The sequence below is a fragment of the Pseudomonas sp. URIL14HWK12:I6 genome (assembly GCF_000514195.1).
GTDB lineage: Bacteria > Pseudomonadota > Gammaproteobacteria > Pseudomonadales > Pseudomonadaceae > Aquipseudomonas > Aquipseudomonas putida_A.
Map to the genome: position 1 here is coordinate 86,928 of NZ_AZVL01000010.1, position 15,750 is coordinate 102,677.

General features: G+C 58.4%; 19 protein-coding genes and 1 tRNA gene. 18 read left to right on the forward strand and 2 right to left on the reverse strand.

Annotated features, from left to right (window positions below):
* Positions 1 to 63: 63 nt before the first annotated feature.
* The 18 genes from H043_RS0114950 (at position 64) to nadA (ending at position 14,471) form a co-directional block, all read left to right on the forward strand.
* A complete protein-coding gene (locus H043_RS0114950) occupies positions 64 to 399 on the forward strand; it encodes a ribbon-helix-helix domain-containing protein (protein ID WP_027612532.1) in 336 nt (111 codons plus the stop codon).
* Between the two features lie 133 nt (positions 400 to 532).
* Entirely contained in the window at positions 533 to 754 is a 222-nt protein-coding gene (locus tag H043_RS0114955; RefSeq protein WP_003227532.1) for an FmdB family zinc ribbon protein, read from the forward strand.
* A 100-nt stretch (positions 755 to 854) separates the two neighbouring features.
* On the forward strand, positions 855 to 2,630 hold the full coding sequence (aspS, locus tag H043_RS0114960) for an aspartate--tRNA ligase (RefSeq protein WP_003227530.1): 1,776 nt from the start codon (positions 855 to 857) through the stop codon (positions 2,628 to 2,630).
* Positions 2,631 to 2,757: 127 nt separating this feature from the next.
* Complete coding sequence (locus H043_RS0114965) at positions 2,758 to 3,504, forward strand: YebC/PmpR family DNA-binding transcriptional regulator (RefSeq protein WP_003227527.1); 747 nt, start codon at positions 2,758 to 2,760, stop codon at positions 3,502 to 3,504.
* Positions 3,505 to 3,662: 158 nt separating this feature from the next.
* Positions 3,663 to 4,190 (forward strand): crossover junction endodeoxyribonuclease RuvC, encoded by a 528-nt coding sequence (gene ruvC / locus H043_RS0114970; protein ID WP_007962095.1) that lies wholly within the window; start codon positions 3,663 to 3,665, stop codon positions 4,188 to 4,190.
* A 114-nt stretch (positions 4,191 to 4,304) separates the two neighbouring features.
* A complete protein-coding gene (gene ruvA / locus H043_RS0114975) occupies positions 4,305 to 4,913 on the forward strand; it encodes a Holliday junction branch migration protein RuvA (RefSeq protein ID WP_003227522.1) in 609 nt (202 codons plus the stop codon).
* The gene (ruvB, locus tag H043_RS0114980) at positions 4,914 to 5,975 is read left to right on the forward strand and encodes a Holliday junction branch migration DNA helicase RuvB (RefSeq protein WP_007962024.1); all 1,062 of its coding nucleotides are present in this window, start codon (positions 4,914 to 4,916) and stop codon (positions 5,973 to 5,975) included.
* A 127-nt stretch (positions 5,976 to 6,102) separates the two neighbouring features.
* Positions 6,103 to 6,570, forward strand: a complete 468-nt coding sequence (gene ybgC / locus H043_RS0114985) for a tol-pal system-associated acyl-CoA thioesterase (RefSeq protein WP_027612533.1) — start codon at positions 6,103 to 6,105, stop codon at positions 6,568 to 6,570.
* Positions 6,560 to 7,255 carry a protein TolQ gene (tolQ, locus tag H043_RS0114990; RefSeq protein ID WP_007912733.1) on the forward strand — a complete coding sequence of 232 codons (696 nt, stop codon included), beginning with the start codon at positions 6,560 to 6,562 and terminating at the stop codon, positions 7,253 to 7,255. Before ybgC ends, tolQ begins: the two co-directional genes overlap by 11 nt.
* A 23-nt stretch (positions 7,256 to 7,278) precedes the next feature.
* A complete protein-coding gene (tolR, locus tag H043_RS0114995; protein ID WP_161794900.1) occupies positions 7,279 to 7,731 on the forward strand; it encodes a protein TolR in 453 nt (150 codons plus the stop codon).
* The gene (gene tolA / locus H043_RS0115000) at positions 7,731 to 8,807 is read left to right on the forward strand and encodes a cell envelope integrity protein TolA (RefSeq protein WP_027612534.1); all 1,077 of its coding nucleotides are present in this window, start codon (positions 7,731 to 7,733) and stop codon (positions 8,805 to 8,807) included. Before tolR ends, tolA begins: the two co-directional genes overlap by 1 nt.
* Before the next feature lie 17 nt (positions 8,808 to 8,824).
* Entirely contained in the window at positions 8,825 to 10,105 is a 1,281-nt protein-coding gene (gene tolB, locus H043_RS0115005; RefSeq protein ID WP_164747834.1) for a Tol-Pal system beta propeller repeat protein TolB, read from the forward strand.
* Positions 10,106 to 10,157: 52 nt separating this feature from the next.
* Positions 10,158 to 10,655: a peptidoglycan-associated lipoprotein Pal gene (pal, locus tag H043_RS0115010; RefSeq protein WP_003178634.1), complete on the forward strand. Its 498-nt coding sequence runs from the start codon at positions 10,158 to 10,160 to the stop codon at positions 10,653 to 10,655.
* Between the two features lie 6 nt (positions 10,656 to 10,661).
* The gene (ybgF, locus tag H043_RS0115015) at positions 10,662 to 11,495 is read left to right on the forward strand and encodes a tol-pal system protein YbgF (protein ID WP_027612536.1); all 834 of its coding nucleotides are present in this window, start codon (positions 10,662 to 10,664) and stop codon (positions 11,493 to 11,495) included.
* Between the two features lie 166 nt (positions 11,496 to 11,661).
* Positions 11,662 to 12,309: a 7-carboxy-7-deazaguanine synthase QueE gene (gene queE / locus H043_RS0115020; protein WP_027612537.1), complete on the forward strand. Its 648-nt coding sequence runs from the start codon at positions 11,662 to 11,664 to the stop codon at positions 12,307 to 12,309.
* A 1-nt stretch (position 12,310) separates the two neighbouring features.
* Positions 12,311 to 13,003, forward strand: coding sequence for a 7-cyano-7-deazaguanine synthase QueC (gene queC, locus H043_RS0115025; protein ID WP_027612538.1), 693 nt, complete (start codon positions 12,311 to 12,313; stop codon positions 13,001 to 13,003).
* A gap of 62 nt (positions 13,004 to 13,065) precedes the next feature.
* A tRNA-Lys gene (locus H043_RS0115030) sits at positions 13,066 to 13,141 on the forward strand.
* A gap of 271 nt (positions 13,142 to 13,412) precedes the next feature.
* A complete protein-coding gene (nadA, locus tag H043_RS0115035) occupies positions 13,413 to 14,471 on the forward strand; it encodes a quinolinate synthase NadA (protein ID WP_003227499.1) in 1,059 nt (352 codons plus the stop codon).
* 136 nt (positions 14,472 to 14,607) lie between these two features.
* Here the strand turns inward: nadA and H043_RS0115040 are convergent, their stop codons facing one another.
* Both H043_RS0115040 and H043_RS0115045 read right to left on the reverse strand, forming a co-directional pair.
* On the reverse strand, positions 14,608 to 15,096 hold the full coding sequence (locus tag H043_RS0115040; protein WP_027612539.1) for an RDD family protein: 489 nt from the start codon (positions 15,094 to 15,096) through the stop codon (positions 14,608 to 14,610).
* A gap of 97 nt (positions 15,097 to 15,193) precedes the next feature.
* The gene (locus H043_RS0115045; RefSeq protein WP_007934683.1) at positions 15,194 to 15,406 is read right to left on the reverse strand and encodes a cold-shock protein; all 213 of its coding nucleotides are present in this window, start codon (positions 15,404 to 15,406) and stop codon (positions 15,194 to 15,196) included.
* Positions 15,407 to 15,750 lie beyond the last annotated feature (344 nt).

Consider the following 15,750-nt stretch of genomic DNA (forward strand, 5'->3'; position numbering starts at 1 on the left):
TTTTTATGAAGGCACAGGATGTTGTCTTTATAAAAGCAGCGATGACAAAGGAGTGTCAGCGATATGGTAGGTGGAGACAGGCGATGCGAGCACGTCGGTTCGCAACGGGAAATGAAGGTCGATCCGTTTGTCAGCGATTTCGATTTCGAGCTGATCCGGCCGCTGGCCAGATCAGTGCGTTTGAACGGCTTTGCCACTTGCTTGAGGCTCGAGCAGGTTTACTGGAACATTCTCGGTGACATGGCTGGGCACAATGGCTGCTCGGTCAGTACGCTGCTGTCCCATGTGGACCGCGAAGTGCACCTGCGCCACGGCGGGGTGAAAAACTTCAGCGGTCTGGTACGGGTGGTGTGTGTGATGAATGGCCTGCGGGATACCCCGGCGGCCGTCATGCCCTGAACGGGCAATACTTGAAATGACGTGGCGGGCTGTGCAGTCTTACGGCTGCACAGCCCGCATTTAATGGATATAATCCCGCTCTTTCGCCGCAAAGCCCTGCGCGCGGTGGCAATCTGATCGCCGAGACACCCCCATGCCGATGTACGATTATCAATGTGCTTCCTGTGGTCATCAGTTGGAAGCCATTCAAAAGATCAGCGAGGCACCGCTGGTCGACTGCCCTGCCTGTCAGGCGCCAGAGCTCAAGAAACAGCTGTCCATGCCGGGTTTTCGCCTCAGCGGCAGCGGTTGGTACGAAACCGATTTCAAGACCGGAGCCAAGAAGAATCTGGCCGGTGGCGACAAATCTGACTAGGGTTCAGGCCCAGGTCGAACGACACGCGTGAGATTTCGCAGTGCTTGAGTGCGACGGGATCTCCACCGAATTTCGAATTACGAGAAGCGAAACCACTACCATGATGCGCAGCCATTATTGCGGCCAACTGAACGAAAGCCTGGAAGGCCAGGAAATTACCCTTTGCGGATGGGTTCACCGTCGTCGCGACCACGGCGGGGTGATTTTCCTCGATATCCGTGATCGTGATGGTCTGGCTCAGGTGGTGTTCGATCCGGATCGCGCCGAGAGCTTCGCCGCCGCCGATCGCGTGCGCAGCGAATACGTCGTGAAAATCACCGGTAAGGTGCGTCTGCGTCCGGCCGGTGCGACCAACGCCAACATGGCGTCGGGCATGATCGAAGTGTTGGGCTACGAGCTGGAAGTGCTGAACGAGTCGGAAACCCCGCCGTTCCCGCTCAACGAATACTCCGACGTCGGCGAAGAAACCCGCCTGCGCTACCGCTTCCTGGACCTGCGTCGTCCGGAAATGGCCGAGAAGCTGCGTCTGCGTTCGCGCATGACCACCAGCATCCGTCGCTTCCTCGACGAGAACGGTTTCCTCGACGTGGAAACGCCGATTCTGACCCGTGCTACCCCGGAAGGCGCCCGCGACTACCTGGTGCCGAGCCGTACTCACGCCGGTTCGTTCTTCGCGCTGCCGCAATCGCCTCAGCTGTTCAAGCAACTGCTGATGGTTGCCGGTTTCGACCGTTACTACCAGATCGCCAAATGCTTCCGCGACGAAGACCTGCGTGCCGACCGTCAGCCTGAGTTCACTCAGATCGACATCGAGACCAGCTTCCTCGACGAAAAAGACATCATGGGCCTGACCGAAGGCATGATCCGCAACCTGTTCAAGGAAGTGCTGGATCTGGAATTCGGCGAATTCCCGCACATGACCTTTGAAGAAGCCATGCGTCGTTACGGTTCCGACAAGCCGGACCTGCGTAACCCGCTGGAACTGGTCGACGTTGCCGACCAACTCAAAGAAGTCGAGTTCAAGGTGTTCAGCGGCCCGGCCAACGATCCGAAATGCCGTATCGCTGCACTGCGCGTTCCAGGCGGGGCGAGCATGCCGCGCAAGCAGATCGACGACTACACCAAGTTCGTCGGCATCTACGGTGCCAAGGGCCTGGCCTACATCAAGGTCAACGAGCGCGCTGCCGGTGTTGAGGGTCTGCAATCGCCGATCGTGAAAAACATCCCTGAAGCCAACCTCAACGTGATCCTCGATCGCGTCGGCGCGGTTGACGGCGACATCGTGTTCTTCGGCGCCGACAAGGCCAAGATCGTCAGCGAAGCCTTGGGCGCGCTGCGTATCAAGCTGGGCCATGACCTCGACCTGCTGACCTGCAAGTGGGCGCCAATGTGGGTCGTCGACTTCCCGATGTTCGAAGAAAACGACGACGGCAGCTTCTCGGCGCTGCACCACCCGTTCACCGCACCGAAGTGCTCCCCAGAAGAGCTGGAAGCCAATCCGGCCGGCGCTCTGTCCCGCGCCTACGACATGGTGCTCAACGGCACCGAGCTGGGTGGCGGTTCGATTCGTATCCATCGCAAGGAAATGCAACAAGCGGTGTTCCGCCTGCTGGGTATCAATGAAGCGGAACAGGAAGAGAAGTTCGGCTTCCTGCTCGACGCGCTGAAGTACGGTGCACCGCCGCACGGTGGTCTGGCCTTCGGTCTGGACCGTCTGGTGATGCTGATGACCGGCGCCCAGTCGATCCGTGAAGTGATTGCCTTCCCGAAAACCCAGAGTGCTGCGGACGTCATGACGCAAGCGCCGGGTGTGGTGGATGCCAAGGCGCTGCGCGAGCTGCACATTCGTTTGCGCGAAACGCCAAAGGCTGAGTAAGACGGGCCTGAAGGCGCATCTTCGGATGCGCCTTTTTTCTTTCTATAGAGAGCAGGTCGAGATTTTTTGTTTGCTGGCCACTGCGTGAGCAGGGCGGGCAACGTTTCAAGAGAATTCGGAGCGAGTTATGGCAGGTCATTCCAAGTGGGCGAACATCAAGCACCGCAAAGAACGTCAGGATGCCAAGAGAGGCAAGATCTTCACCAAGTGGATCCGTGAGCTGACCGTTGCGGCCCGTCAGGGCGGCGGCGATCCGGGTTCCAATCCGCGTCTGCGCCTGGCCCTGGACAAGGCCCTCGGTGCGAACATGAGCCGCGACATCATCGACCGCGCCGTTGCGCGTGGCGCCGGTGCGACCGAAGCGGACAACGTTGAAGAGCTGACCTATGAAGGTTACGGCCCAGGCGGCGTGGCGGTCATGGTCGAGTGCATGACCGACAACCGCAACCGTACCGCAGCTGCCGTGCGCCATGCGTTCAGCAAATGTGGCGGCAACCTTGGTACCGACGGTTCGGTTGCGTACCTGTTCGAACGCAAAGGGCAGATCAGCTTCGCCCCGGGCGTCGACGAAGACGCCCTGACCGAGGCGGCGCTGGAAGCGGATGCCGACGACGTGGTCAGCCATGAAGACGGCTCGATCGACGTGTTCACCTCGTTCACCAGCTTCTACGCGGTGCGTAACGCGTTGGAAGCGGCCGGGTTCAAGGGTGACGACGCAGAAATCGTCATGCAGCCGACCACCAGCGCCGAGCTGGATCTGGAAGGCGCGGAGAAGGTGCTCAAGCTGATCGACATGCTCGAGGATCTGGATGACGTGCAGAACGTCTACTCCAACGCGGACATTCCGGAAGACGTGGCCGCTCAGCTCGGTTAAGAGCGACTAGGCTTCAATGTGGGAGCGGGCTTGCTCGCGAAGGCGGAGTATCAGCAAGCATCAATGCTGAATGACACACCGCTTTCGCGAGCAAGCCCGCTCCCACATTGGTTATTCGCTGTTTTGAATTTCTTGTTTTTACCGACTCCGCAGGCGTTATGACTTTAATTCTGGGTATCGACCCCGGCTCGCGCATCACCGGTTACGGGATTGTTCGCGATACTGGACGCGGCGGCTGCATCTACGTGGCGTCGGGCTGCATCCGCACCGGCGCCGGCGAGCTGCATGAGCGGCTGCAAATCGTTTATCGCGGCGTGCGTGAAATCATTCAGACCTATGGCCCGGTGACCATGGGCATCGAAAAAGTGTTCATGGCGAAAAACGCCGATTCGGCTCTCAAGCTCGGGCAGGCTCGCGGCGCCGCCATTGTGGCTGGCGCTGAAGAGTGTCTGGAGATTGCCGAGTACACCGCCACTCAGGTCAAGCAAGCCGTGGTCGGCACCGGCGCCGCCAATAAAGAACAGGTGCAGATGATGGTCATGCACATGCTCAAGCTGACCAGCAAACCGCAGATCGATGCCTCGGATGCCCTGGCCATCGCGATTTGTCACGCGCACACCCGTTCCAGCCTGCTGCCGCATGGCCTGGGTACCGCACGCAGTCGTGGCGGGCGCCTGCGTCTCTGATAGCATCAGCAATCATTTTTGCGGAATGCGGATTTCGCGCCTGGGTCGTCGGCCCGATTCCCGCCTTCCATCTGTCGCCAGCCCACGGCTGGCCAACGCTCAAGGATCTGAAACGTGATTGGACGCTTGCGCGGCACCCTGGCTGAGAAACAGCCGCCGCACCTGATTCTGGATGTAAACGGCCTCGGGTATGAGCTGGAAGTGCCCATGACCACCCTTTATCGCTTGCCGTCGGTCGGTGAACCGCTGACGCTGCACACCCATTTGGTCGTACGCGAAGACGCGCAGTTACTCTATGGTTTCGCCGGCAAGCGTGAGCGAGACTTTTTTCGCGAGTTGATCCGTCTCAATGGTGTCGGGCCGAAACTGGCCCTGGCCTTGATGTCGAGCCTGGAAGTCGATGAACTGATTCGCTGCGTGCAATCCCAGGACACCTCGGCGCTGACCAAGGTCCCGGGGGTCGGCAAGAAAACCGCTGAGCGCCTGCTGGTTGAACTGAAGGATCGCTTCAAGGCCTGGGAAACCTCGCCGGCCATGTTCGCCCTGGTGCCGAATCAGCCGGACGGCCCGGCGCCGGTCAACACCGCTGAAAACGATGCGGTCAGCGCGCTGATTTCCCTGGGCTACAAGCCGCAGGAAGCGAGCAAGGCGATTACCGCCATCAAGGACAAGAATTTGAGCAGTGAAGACCTGATCCGCCGCGCCCTGAAGGGAATGATTTAAGTGATTGAAGCTGATCGTCTGATCGCCGCCGCGCACAGCCCGCGCGAGCGCGAAGAAGTCCAGGATCGGGCCATTCGCCCGGTCAGTCTGGCCGACTACATTGGCCAGCCGACCGTGCGCGAGCAGATGGAACTGTTCATCCAGGCGGCGCGTGGTCGCAGTGAATCGCTGGATCACACGTTGATCTTCGGCCCGCCGGGTCTGGGTAAAACCACGCTGGCCAACATCATTGCCCAGGAAATGGGCGTGTCGATCAAGAGCACGTCGGGCCCGGTGCTTGAGCGTCCGGGAGATCTGGCGGCACTGCTGACCAATCTTGAGCCACACGACGTGTTGTTCATCGACGAAATCCATCGCCTGTCGCCAATTGTCGAAGAAGTGCTGTACCCGGCCATGGAAGACTTCCAGCTCGACATCATGATCGGTGAAGGGCCGGCAGCGCGCTCGATCAAGCTTGATCTGCCACCGTTCACCCTCGTTGGCGCCACCACCCGTGCCGGCATGCTGACCAACCCGTTGCGTGATCGCTTCGGTATCGTCCAGCGTCTTGAGTTCTACAGCACAGCGGATCTGGCGACGATTGTCAGTCGGTCGGCGGCGATTCTCGGTCTGCCGCTGGATCCGGAGGGTTCCTTCGAAATCGCTCGTCGAGCCCGTGGTACGCCACGGATCGCCAACCGTCTGCTGCGGCGGGTGCGCGATTTTGCCGAAGTCCGGGCCAAGGGCCATATCACCAAGTCGGTTGCCGATCTGGCGTTGAATCTGCTGGATGTCGATGAACACGGCTTCGATCATCAGGACCGGCGCTTGCTGCTGACCATGATCGAGAAGTTCGATGGCGGTCCGGTGGGCATCGACAGCCTTGCGGCTGCCATCAGTGAGGAACGCCATACCATCGAAGACGTGCTGGAGCCGTACCTGATTCAGCAGGGTTACATCATGCGTACGCCACGGGGCAGGGTGGTGACACGGCATGCGTACCTGCATTTCGGTTTAAACATTCCGTCACGAATGGGTGAAATGCCCGTGGCAGACGAGTTTCTCGATGCCGTGGACGATTGATACACATTTTTTGGCGATTTATTCAGCGTTTGTACTGTCACAGGACGGTACTTTTGCGGTAAAGCCTTAAACACTGAAAAAACAGTTGCCTGGCCGGATTGGCAACCCGAGGAGTAAGCACTAGAGTATGCGCGCGCAAAACGGGCTTGAGCCGTTCGCACATCGTTGTCGCGTTTATTACGAGGACACCGATGCGGGCGGCATCGTGTATTACGTTAATTACCTCAAGTTTATGGAACGGGCTCGAACCGAGCGGCTCCGGACGCTGGGCTTTGCCCAGTCGGAACTGGCCGGGGAGGACCTGTTGTTTGTCGTGCATTCCAGCGAAGCGCGTTACCACGCACCGGCGCGACTGGACGACGAACTGCTGGTAAGCGCTGATGTAATCGAATTGAACCGTGCCAGCCTGCGCTTCAAACAGCAGGTCAGGCGGGCCACGGATAATGTGCTGCTCTGTGAAGGGCAGTTTCTGGTGGCCTGCGTGCGCACCGACAGTTTGAAACCCCGGGCCATGCCCGAATCCTTGCGTGCGGCCTTTGCCGACGCGGGCGGCACGGGTACACACTCAAAGCAGGAGATAAAGCGTGGAAGCTAACGTCGTCGACCATTCCTCCATGTGGAGCCTGGTCAGCAATGCCAGCATCGTGGTGCAGTTGGTAATGTTGACCCTGGTGGCCGCATCGGTGACCTCATGGATCATGATCTTTCAGCGCAGCAATCTGCTGCGCGCCGGTCGACGCGCCCTGGAGAGCTTCGAAGAGCGCTTCTGGTCGGGTATCGATCTGTCCAAGCTGTACCGTCAGGCCGGCAGCAACCCTGATCCGGATTCGGGCGTAGAGCAGATCTTCCGTGCCGGTTTCAAGGAATTCTCCCGTCTGCGTCAGCAGCCAGGTGTTGACCCGGAAGCGGTGATGGAAGGTGTGGCGCGGGCCATGCGCGTTGCCATCTCCCGTGAGGAAGAGAAGCTGGAGCAGAGCCTGCCGTTCCTCGCCACCGTTGGTTCGGTCAGCCCGTACATCGGTCTGTTCGGTACCGTGTGGGGCATCATGAACTCCTTCCGCGGTCTGGCCAGCGCCCAGCAGGCGACCCTGGCCACCGTGGCCCCGGGTATTGCCGAAGCCCTGATCGCCACCGCGATCGGCCTGTTCGCCGCGATCCCGGCCGTTATCGCTTACAACCGTTTCTCTGCCCGCAGCGAAACCTTGCTGAGCCGCTACTACACCTTCGCCGATGAGTTCCAGGCGATCCTGCACCGCAAAGTGCACACCAGCGAAGAATAAGCAGGTATTTCCCGATGGCTTTAATCGCTCGAGCCCGAAACAAGCGCAAGCCGGTCGCCGAGATGAACGTGGTGCCATACATCGACGTGATGCTGGTGCTGCTGGTTATCTTCATGGTGACCGCGCCGATGCTCAATCAGGGCGTGAAAGTGGATCTGCCCAAGGTTTCCAGCGAAGCCTTGCCGCAGGACAACAACACTCAGGTGCTGACCATTTCGATCAAGGCTGACAAGACCTACTACTGGAACCTTGGCAGCGAAGTCGATACCGAAAAGCAGCAGGACAGGGCAATGACCCTGCCGCAGATGACTGACGCGGTGACCAAGATCATTCGCGCCGGCACCGAAGGCGGCAAGCGTACCCAGGTCTTTATCCGTGGCGACAAGTCGGTCGACTACGGCGCCGTCATGGGTGCCATGGGCGGGTTGCAGAAAGCCGGGGTCGGTAATGTTGGTTTGATTACCGAGGCCCCCTGATGCAGCAACAGCGAGAGCCGTCCGCCTCGGAAAGCTACTTCTGGCCTAGTGTTCTGGCGATTGTCCTGCACGTGCTGGTGTTCGGCATGCTGTTCGTCAGTTTCGCCTTCACACCCGAGTTGCCGCCGGCCAAGCCGATTGTCCAGGCGACCCTGTACCAGCTGAAATCGAAAAGTCAGGCAACCACCCAGACCAATCAGAAGATTGCGGGTGAGGCGAAGAAATCCGCCGCGCGCCAGACCGAAGTCGAGCAGATGGAACAGAAAAAGGTAGAGCAGGAAGCGGTGAAGGCTGCGGAACAAAAGAAAGAAGAAGCGGCTCAAAAGGCCGAGGAAGCCAAGAAGGCCGATCAGGCGAAGAAAGCGGACGAGGCGAAAAAGGCTGATGAAGCCAAGAAAGCCGACGATGCGAAGAAAGCCGAGGCCAAGAAGGCAGAAGAGAAACAATTGGCTGATATAGCCAAGAAGAAAGCCGAAGAAGAAGCCAAGAAGGCGGCTGAAGAAGAGGCCAAGAAAGCGGCCGCTGAAGAAGCCAAGAAGAAGATCGTCGAAGACGCGAAGAAGAAAGCCGCCGAAGACGCCAAGAAAAAAGCTGAAGCTGAAGAGGCGAAGAAGAAAGTCGCCGACGAAGCGAAGAAGAAAGCTGCTGCCGATGCTGCGAAGAAGAAATCGCAGGAAGCGGCACGTAAATCCGCCGAAGAGAAAAAGGCTCAGGCCCTGGCAGATTTGCTTTCCGACACGCCACAGCGTGAGCAGGCCATGGCCGATGAACAGGGTGACGAAGTCGCGGGCAGTTTCGATGACCTGATTCGTGCGCGAGCAGCGGAAGGTTGGGCGCGTCCGCCTTCGGCACGCAAAGGCATGACAGTCGAATTGCGAATCGGCATGTTGCCGGACGGTACGGTGACCACGGTCAGCGTGATCAAGTCCAGTGGCGATGGTCCGTTCGATGCGTCGGCAGTCGCGGCAGTGAAGAATATTGGACGTTTGACAGAAATGCAGGGAATGAAGCCGAGCGATTTCGCTCCGTATCGTTCATTCAAGATGACATTCACACCTGAGGATCTAGCCTTGTGAGAAACCTTCTTCGAGGAATGCTGGTCGTGATCTGCTGCATGGCAGGGATCGCGATGGCTGATGAAAAGAACATTCTGGTCACCAGCGGCAGCGATCGGGCCACCCCGATCGCCGTCGTACCGTTCGGCATGCAGGGCGGTGCGGTGCTGCCGGACGACATGGCTGAAATCATTGGTAACGATTTGCGGAACTCGGGCTACTACTCGCCGATTCCAAAGCAAAACATGATCAGCCAGCCAAGCCAGCCGAGCGAAATCATCTTCCGTGACTGGAAGGCGGTGGGTGCTCAATACATGATGGTCGGCAGCATTGCTCCTGCGGGTGGTCGTCTGCAGGTGCAGTGGGCACTGTTCAACGTGGCCACCGAGCAGAAAGTGGCTGACGGCAGTGTTTCCGGTACCACCGAGCAACTGCGCGACATGGCGCACTTCATCTCTGACCAGTCGTTCGAAAAACTCACCGGTATCAAAGGTGCGTTTTCGACCCGTCTGCTGTACGTGACAGCCGAGCGTTTCTCCGAGAAGAACACTCGCTACACCCTGCAGCGTTCGGACTACGACGGTGCCCGTGCCGTGACTCTGCTGCAATCGCGCGAGCCGATCCTGTCGCCGCGTTTCGCCCCGGATGGCAAGCGCATCGCCTACGTGTCGTTCGAGCAGAAGCGTCCACGGATCTTCATGCAGAACATCGACACCGGTCGCCGTGAGCAGATCACCAACTTCGAAGGCCTGAACGGCGCACCAGCCTGGTCGCCGGATGGCAATCGTCTGGCTTTCGTACTGTCGAAAGACGGCAACCCGGATATCTATGTGATGAACCTGGGTTCGCGTCAGATCACTCGCGTGACTGCAGGTCCTGGCATCAACACCGAACCGTACTGGGGCAAGGATGGTTCGACCATCTACTTCACCTCGGACCGTGGCGGCAAGCCGCAGATCTACAAAACCAGCGCCAGCGGCGGTGGTGCCGAGCGTGTGACCTTCATTGGCAACTACAACGCCAACCCGAAGCTGTCGGCTGATGAAAAGACGCTGGTGATGATCCATCGCCAGGATGGTTTCACCAATTTCAAGGTGGCGGCCCAGGATTTGCAGCGAGGTAGTGTAAAGATCCTCACTGATAGCACTCTGGACGAGTCACCTACTGTTGCGCCCAACGGCACCATGGTAATCTACGCCACCCGCCAGCAGGGCCGGGGAGTCTTGATGCTCGTGTCCATTAATGGACGCGTGAGGCTCCCGCTTCCTACCGCACAAGGCGAAGTCAGAGAACCGTCCTGGTCCCCTTACCTGAACTGACGCGGCGCTTTACGTTTTACTTAACACACTGGGGTTCATTAGGAGTTTCACGATGGAAATGCTGAAGTTTGGTAAATTTGCTGCGCTGGCTCTGGCCATGGCTGTAGCTGTAGGTTGCTCGTCCAAAGGCGGCGACAACGCCGGTGAAGGCGCTGTTGATCCAAACGCTGGTTACGGCGCAAACACTGGTGCCGTTGACGGTTCCCTGAGCGAAGAAGCTGCTCTGCGCGCAATCACCACCTTCTACTTCGAATACGACAGCTCGGACCTGAAGCCAGAAGCCATGCGCGCTCTGGACGTTCACGCCAAAGACCTGAAAGCAAACGGCGCTCGCGTTGTTCTGGAAGGCAACACCGACGAACGTGGTACTCGTGAGTACAACATGGCACTGGGCGAGCGTCGTGCGAAAGCCGTTCAGCGCTACCTGGTACTGCAAGGTGTTTCCCCAGCTCAGCTGGAACTGGTTTCCTACGGCGAAGAGCGTCCAGTTGCTACCGGCAACGACGAGCAGTCCTGGGCTCAAAACCGTCGCGTCGAACTGCGTAAGTAATTCGATATGCGAACGTGCCGTCGTGCTGTAACTGTTCTGGCTCTCAGCCTCGCACCGCTTGCGGTGTGGGCTGCGGTTCCTGTGGTCGATGACAACTCCGGTTATAACAATAGCGGGAGCAGTTATCCGCCTGCGGGTTACGGTACGAACGGCGCCTATGCCGGGGGAGCGGCTTCGGCCCCTGCCTCGGCACAGGGCATGCTGTTCAACCAACTGCAACAGATGCAGGATCAGATATCGCGCCAGCAAGGTGTGATCGAAGAACTGCAGAATCAGGTTGCGCGCATGAAACAGGAATCCCTGGAGCGATACCAGGATCTTGATCGGCGCATAGGATCCGGTGTTGCACCTGCCGCGACTCCTGAGAATTCTTCTGCCGGTGGCGATGCAAGTGCTGCTGCCGGTGCTGCCGCTGGCGCCGGGGCTGCTGCCCAGGCACCTGCTGCAAGTAGCGAACCGGGTGATCCGGCCAAGGAAAAGCTGTATTACGATGCCGCTTTCGACCTGATCAAAGCCAAGGATTTCGACAAGGCCAGCCAGGCTTTCTCGGCATTCCTGCGCAAATACCCGAACAGCCAATACGCGGGCAATGCCCAGTACTGGTTGGGCGAAGTGAACCTGGCCAAGGGCGATCTGCAAGGTGCAGGTCAGGCTTTTGCCAAAGTTTCTCAGCTCTATCCCAAGCACGCCAAAGTGCCGGATTCGCTGTACAAGCTGGCTGATGTAGAGCGCCGCCTCGGTCACACCGACAAGGTCAAAGGCATTTTGCAACAGGTGGTTTCCCAATACCCGGGGACCTCCGCTGCTCAGTTGGCCCAACGCGATCTGCAACGCATGTAAGTGTGTTTGACCCGTTTGGAAGAAACCCGCGCTTGTCGCGGGTTTTTTCGTTAGAATTCACGCCCTTTTTCTGAAACACGCTTCTGGTGATCTACGCGTTGGCGGGGTTGCCTGAAGTGCCTGACGGAGGCGGACAGCCTGTTTAGCTGTTACGCCCGTGGCGACTATGCAAGACACATTGAGAATTACCGAAGTTTTCTACTCGTTGCAGGGGGAAACGCGGACTGCCGGGCTGCCCACGGTTTTTGTGCGCCTGACCGGTTGCCCATTGCGTTGCCAATACTGCGACAGCGCCTATGCGTTCAGCGGCGGTACGATCCGCACCCTCGACGATATCCTCGAACAAGTGGCCGGGTTTCGCCCGCGCTACGTCTGTGTGACCGGCGGTGAACCGCTGGCGCAGCCCAATGCCATCCCGTTGCTCAAGCAATTGTGTGATGCCGGTTACGAAGTGTCACTGGAAACCAGTGGTGCACTCGATATCTCGGCGGTAGATTCGCGCGTCAGTCGCGTGGTCGACTTGAAGACACCGGACTCCAAAGAGGCGCACCGCAACCGCTACGAAAACATCGAACTGTTGACGCCCAACGATCAGGTGAAGTTTGTCATCTGTTCGCGGGACGACTATGACTGGGCGGTTTCCAAACTGATCCAGTACGGTCTCGATCAACGTGCGGGTGAAGTGCTGTTTTCCCCAAGTCATCATGACCTCAATGCCAGGGATCTGGCGGACTGGGTGGTGGCAGACAACCTGCCGGTGCGTCTGCAATTACAGCTGCACAAGTATCTTTGGAATGACGAGCCGGGGCGCTGAGATGACTGAACAACTGAACACCACCGAACGGCGTGCGGTGATTTTACTGTCGGGCGGTCTGGATTCGGCCACGGTCGTGGCGATGGCCCGAGCCGAAGGTTTCGCCTGCTACACCATGAGTTTCGATTACGGCCAGCGCTCCCATGCAGAGCTGCATGCCGCCGCGCGCGTCGCTCGCGATCTGGGTGTGGTCGAGCACAAAGTGATCGGCCTGAACCTGAATGGCATGGGCGGCTCGGCACTGACCGACACCAGCATCGACATCCCGGAAGAGCTGGGCGAGGGCATCCCGGTGACCTACGTACCGGCGCGCAACACGGTGTTCCTGTCGCTGGCACTGGGCTGGGCTGAAGTGCTCGGCGCGCGTGACATCTTTATCGGTGTCAACGCGGTGGACTATTCCGGTTACCCGGATTGCCGTCCGGAGTTCATCGAGTCGTTCGAGCGCATGGCCAACCTGGCGACCAAAGCGGGCGTGGAAGGCAACGGTTTCCGCATCCAGGCACCGCTGCAGAACCTGAGCAAGGCGCAGATCGTCCAGGCGGGCGTGAAGCTGGGCGTGAATTACGGCCTGACTGTTTCCTGCTATCAGGCGGACGATGACGGCCGTGCGTGCGGCAAATGCGACAGCTGCCGCCTGCGTGCAGAAGGCTTCGCAGCGGCCGGTGTAAGCGATCCAACACCTTATTTTTGATTTTTTTCAAAAAGGTGTTGAATAGTCCTTAAAAATCAGTATTATACGCGCCACCACACAGCGGGTCGTTAGCTCAGTTGGTAGAGCAGTTGGCTTTTAACCAATTGGTCGTAGGTTCGAATCCCACACGACCCACCATATTTGGCGGTTTAGAAAATCCGGAAGGCCCACGAAAGTGAGGATTTCCGGGTTTTTTTTTGCCTGCGATTCAGGCACCTCTCCCTTGATCGTTGCCTGTGCTGACACAGGTCAGAATCATCTTTTGTATCAACGGGATATTCTGTAGCCTTGCGCAGCTTCAAAGCTGTCCGTGCCTGATAAAACTCACTTTCCCGGCGGTACCCTCATGCGGTCCGGAGCCGGGTGTATACTCGACTTTCGCGCGAAAGCGCCTGCAGGTCTTGCGAACATGACGCAGATTTCCGAACGCCTTCTGGTTCAAGCCCACCTCGATGCCAAACAGCCCAAACCGCTGACTGCCGAGGAAGAGGCCTACTACCGTTCCGCCATCGCCGCCGAGCTCAAGGCTCAGGACGCGGTGCTGGTGGCCCACTTCTATTGCGATCCGGTGATTCAGGCCCTGGCCGAAGAAACCGGCGGCTGTGTGTCTGACTCCCTCGAAATGGCGCGCTTCGGCAATGCTCACCCGGCCAAGACCGTGGTGGTCGCCGGCGTAAAGTTCATGGGCGAGACCGCGAAGATCCTCAACCCGGAAAAACGCGTGCTGATGCCGACCCTGGACGCGACCTGCTCGCTGGACCTCGGTTGCCCGGTGGACGAGTTCTCGGCGTTCTGCGATCAGCACCCGGAGCGCACGGTGGTGGTGTACGCCAACACCTCGGCCGCGGTCAAAGCCCGGGCTGACTGGGTGGTAACGTCGAGCTGCGCACTGGAGATCGTCGAAAGCCTGATGGACAACGGTGAGACCATCATCTGGGGCCCGGACAAGCACCTGGGCACTTACATCCAGCGCAAGACCGGCGCTGACATGCTGCTGTGGGACGGTGCCTGCATCGTCCACGAAGAGTTCAAGTCCAAGCAGCTCGAAGACATGAAGGCGCTGTATCCGGACGCCGCGATTCTGGTGCATCCGGAGTCGCCGACCTCGGTGATCGAACTGGCAGACGCCGTCGGTTCCACCAGTCAGTTGATCGCTGCTGCGCAAAGCCTCCCGAACAAGACCCTGATCGTCGCCACCGACCGTGGCATCTTCTACAAGATGCAGCAGCTGTGCCCGGACAAGGTCTTCATCGAGGCGCCAACCGCCGGTAACGGCGCCGCGTGCCGCAGTTGCGCACATTGCCCGTGGATGGCCATGAACACCCTTGAGCGCACGCTCAAGAGCCTGAAGGAAGGGACGAACGAGATCTTTGTCGATCCGGCGCTGATTCCGCAGGCGATCCGTCCGTTGAAGCGCATGCTGGATTTCACCCAGGCGGCGCGGATGAAGCTGGCGGGTAACGCCTGAGGTCCTTCAGAAACAGCGCAAAACCTGTGGGAGCGAGCCTGCTCGCGAAGGCGGTGAATCAGCAAATATAAATGTCGGCTGATACTACGCTTTCGCGAGCAGGCTCGCTCCCACAGTGGTATTCGGTGTCTGGAAACTATTTGGTCTTCTTCGGAATCCGCACCACGCGGGTATCGGAGTAGATGTCGTGCCAGGTGCGCTTCTGCTTGTCGTACAGCGACCAGAGGAAGCCTAGCCCCACACACAGCCACGAAGCGATCGACACCATGAAGCGCAGCAGCGCCTGCCACAGGCTGATCGCGCTGCCATCGACGTTCTGTACGCGTATGCCCCATACCTGCATGCCCAGTGTCTGCCCGCCGTGGGTCCAGAACTTGGCGAAAAATGCGAACAGCACCAGCAGTAACACCGTGGAATACAGCGGATCGCCATCCATTTTTCCGGCGTCGGTCAGCACGCGCAGGCGTTCTTCACCGATGATCGCTGCCTGGATCAACTTGTAGACGAATCCGGTGACGATCAGCAGGGCAGTGCACAACAGGAAGTCATAGAACATCGCGGCCAGGCGCCGGCCGAGGCCAACAGCAGGAAAGTCGCCCTGGGGAGTGAGCAGGTTCTTCGACATGGCAGCCTCTGGACGCAAAATGAAGCGCCATTTTACGGATTCGCGCGCACAAAAAAGCCCCTGATATCAATATCAGGGGCTTTTTCGTTACAGAAGATTAACCTTCTGCTTGTACTTCATCAGCCTGCATGCCTTTCTGGCCTTGCACAGCAACGAAGGTCACTTTCTGGCCTTCTTTCAGGCTCTTGAAGCCGTTGCCCTGAATAGCGCGGAAATGCACGAACAGATCCGGACCGCTTTCTGGAGTGATAAAACCAAAACCTTTCTCGTCGTTAAACCACTTGACGGTACCGCTCTGACGTTGGGACATTTCTTATTTCCTTTGACGCATAAATTGATGACAGCCTCTTTCTCATGAAAGAGTACTGGGGCTGGTTGCAGGAGAGTAAGAAGACGTCGAGCGGGATGTAGCTAACTTGTAGGCTACTGCCCAGGTCACGATTCCAAGCTGACCCATGCAAACACAGTGGACAAACTCTACGCCAACTACGGGAGAAAAAACAAGCCCCGCGAAGGCCCCGGTTTTACTGTCTCTGCTGGCAGTTAGTCAGTCTGCTAGTGCGGCTTAGACGATTAGCTTGTTCAAAAGTTTTCGAACGTTATAAGTAAAGTTCATAATCGAATCAAATGTTAGAAAATGCACTTTTTTGTGGC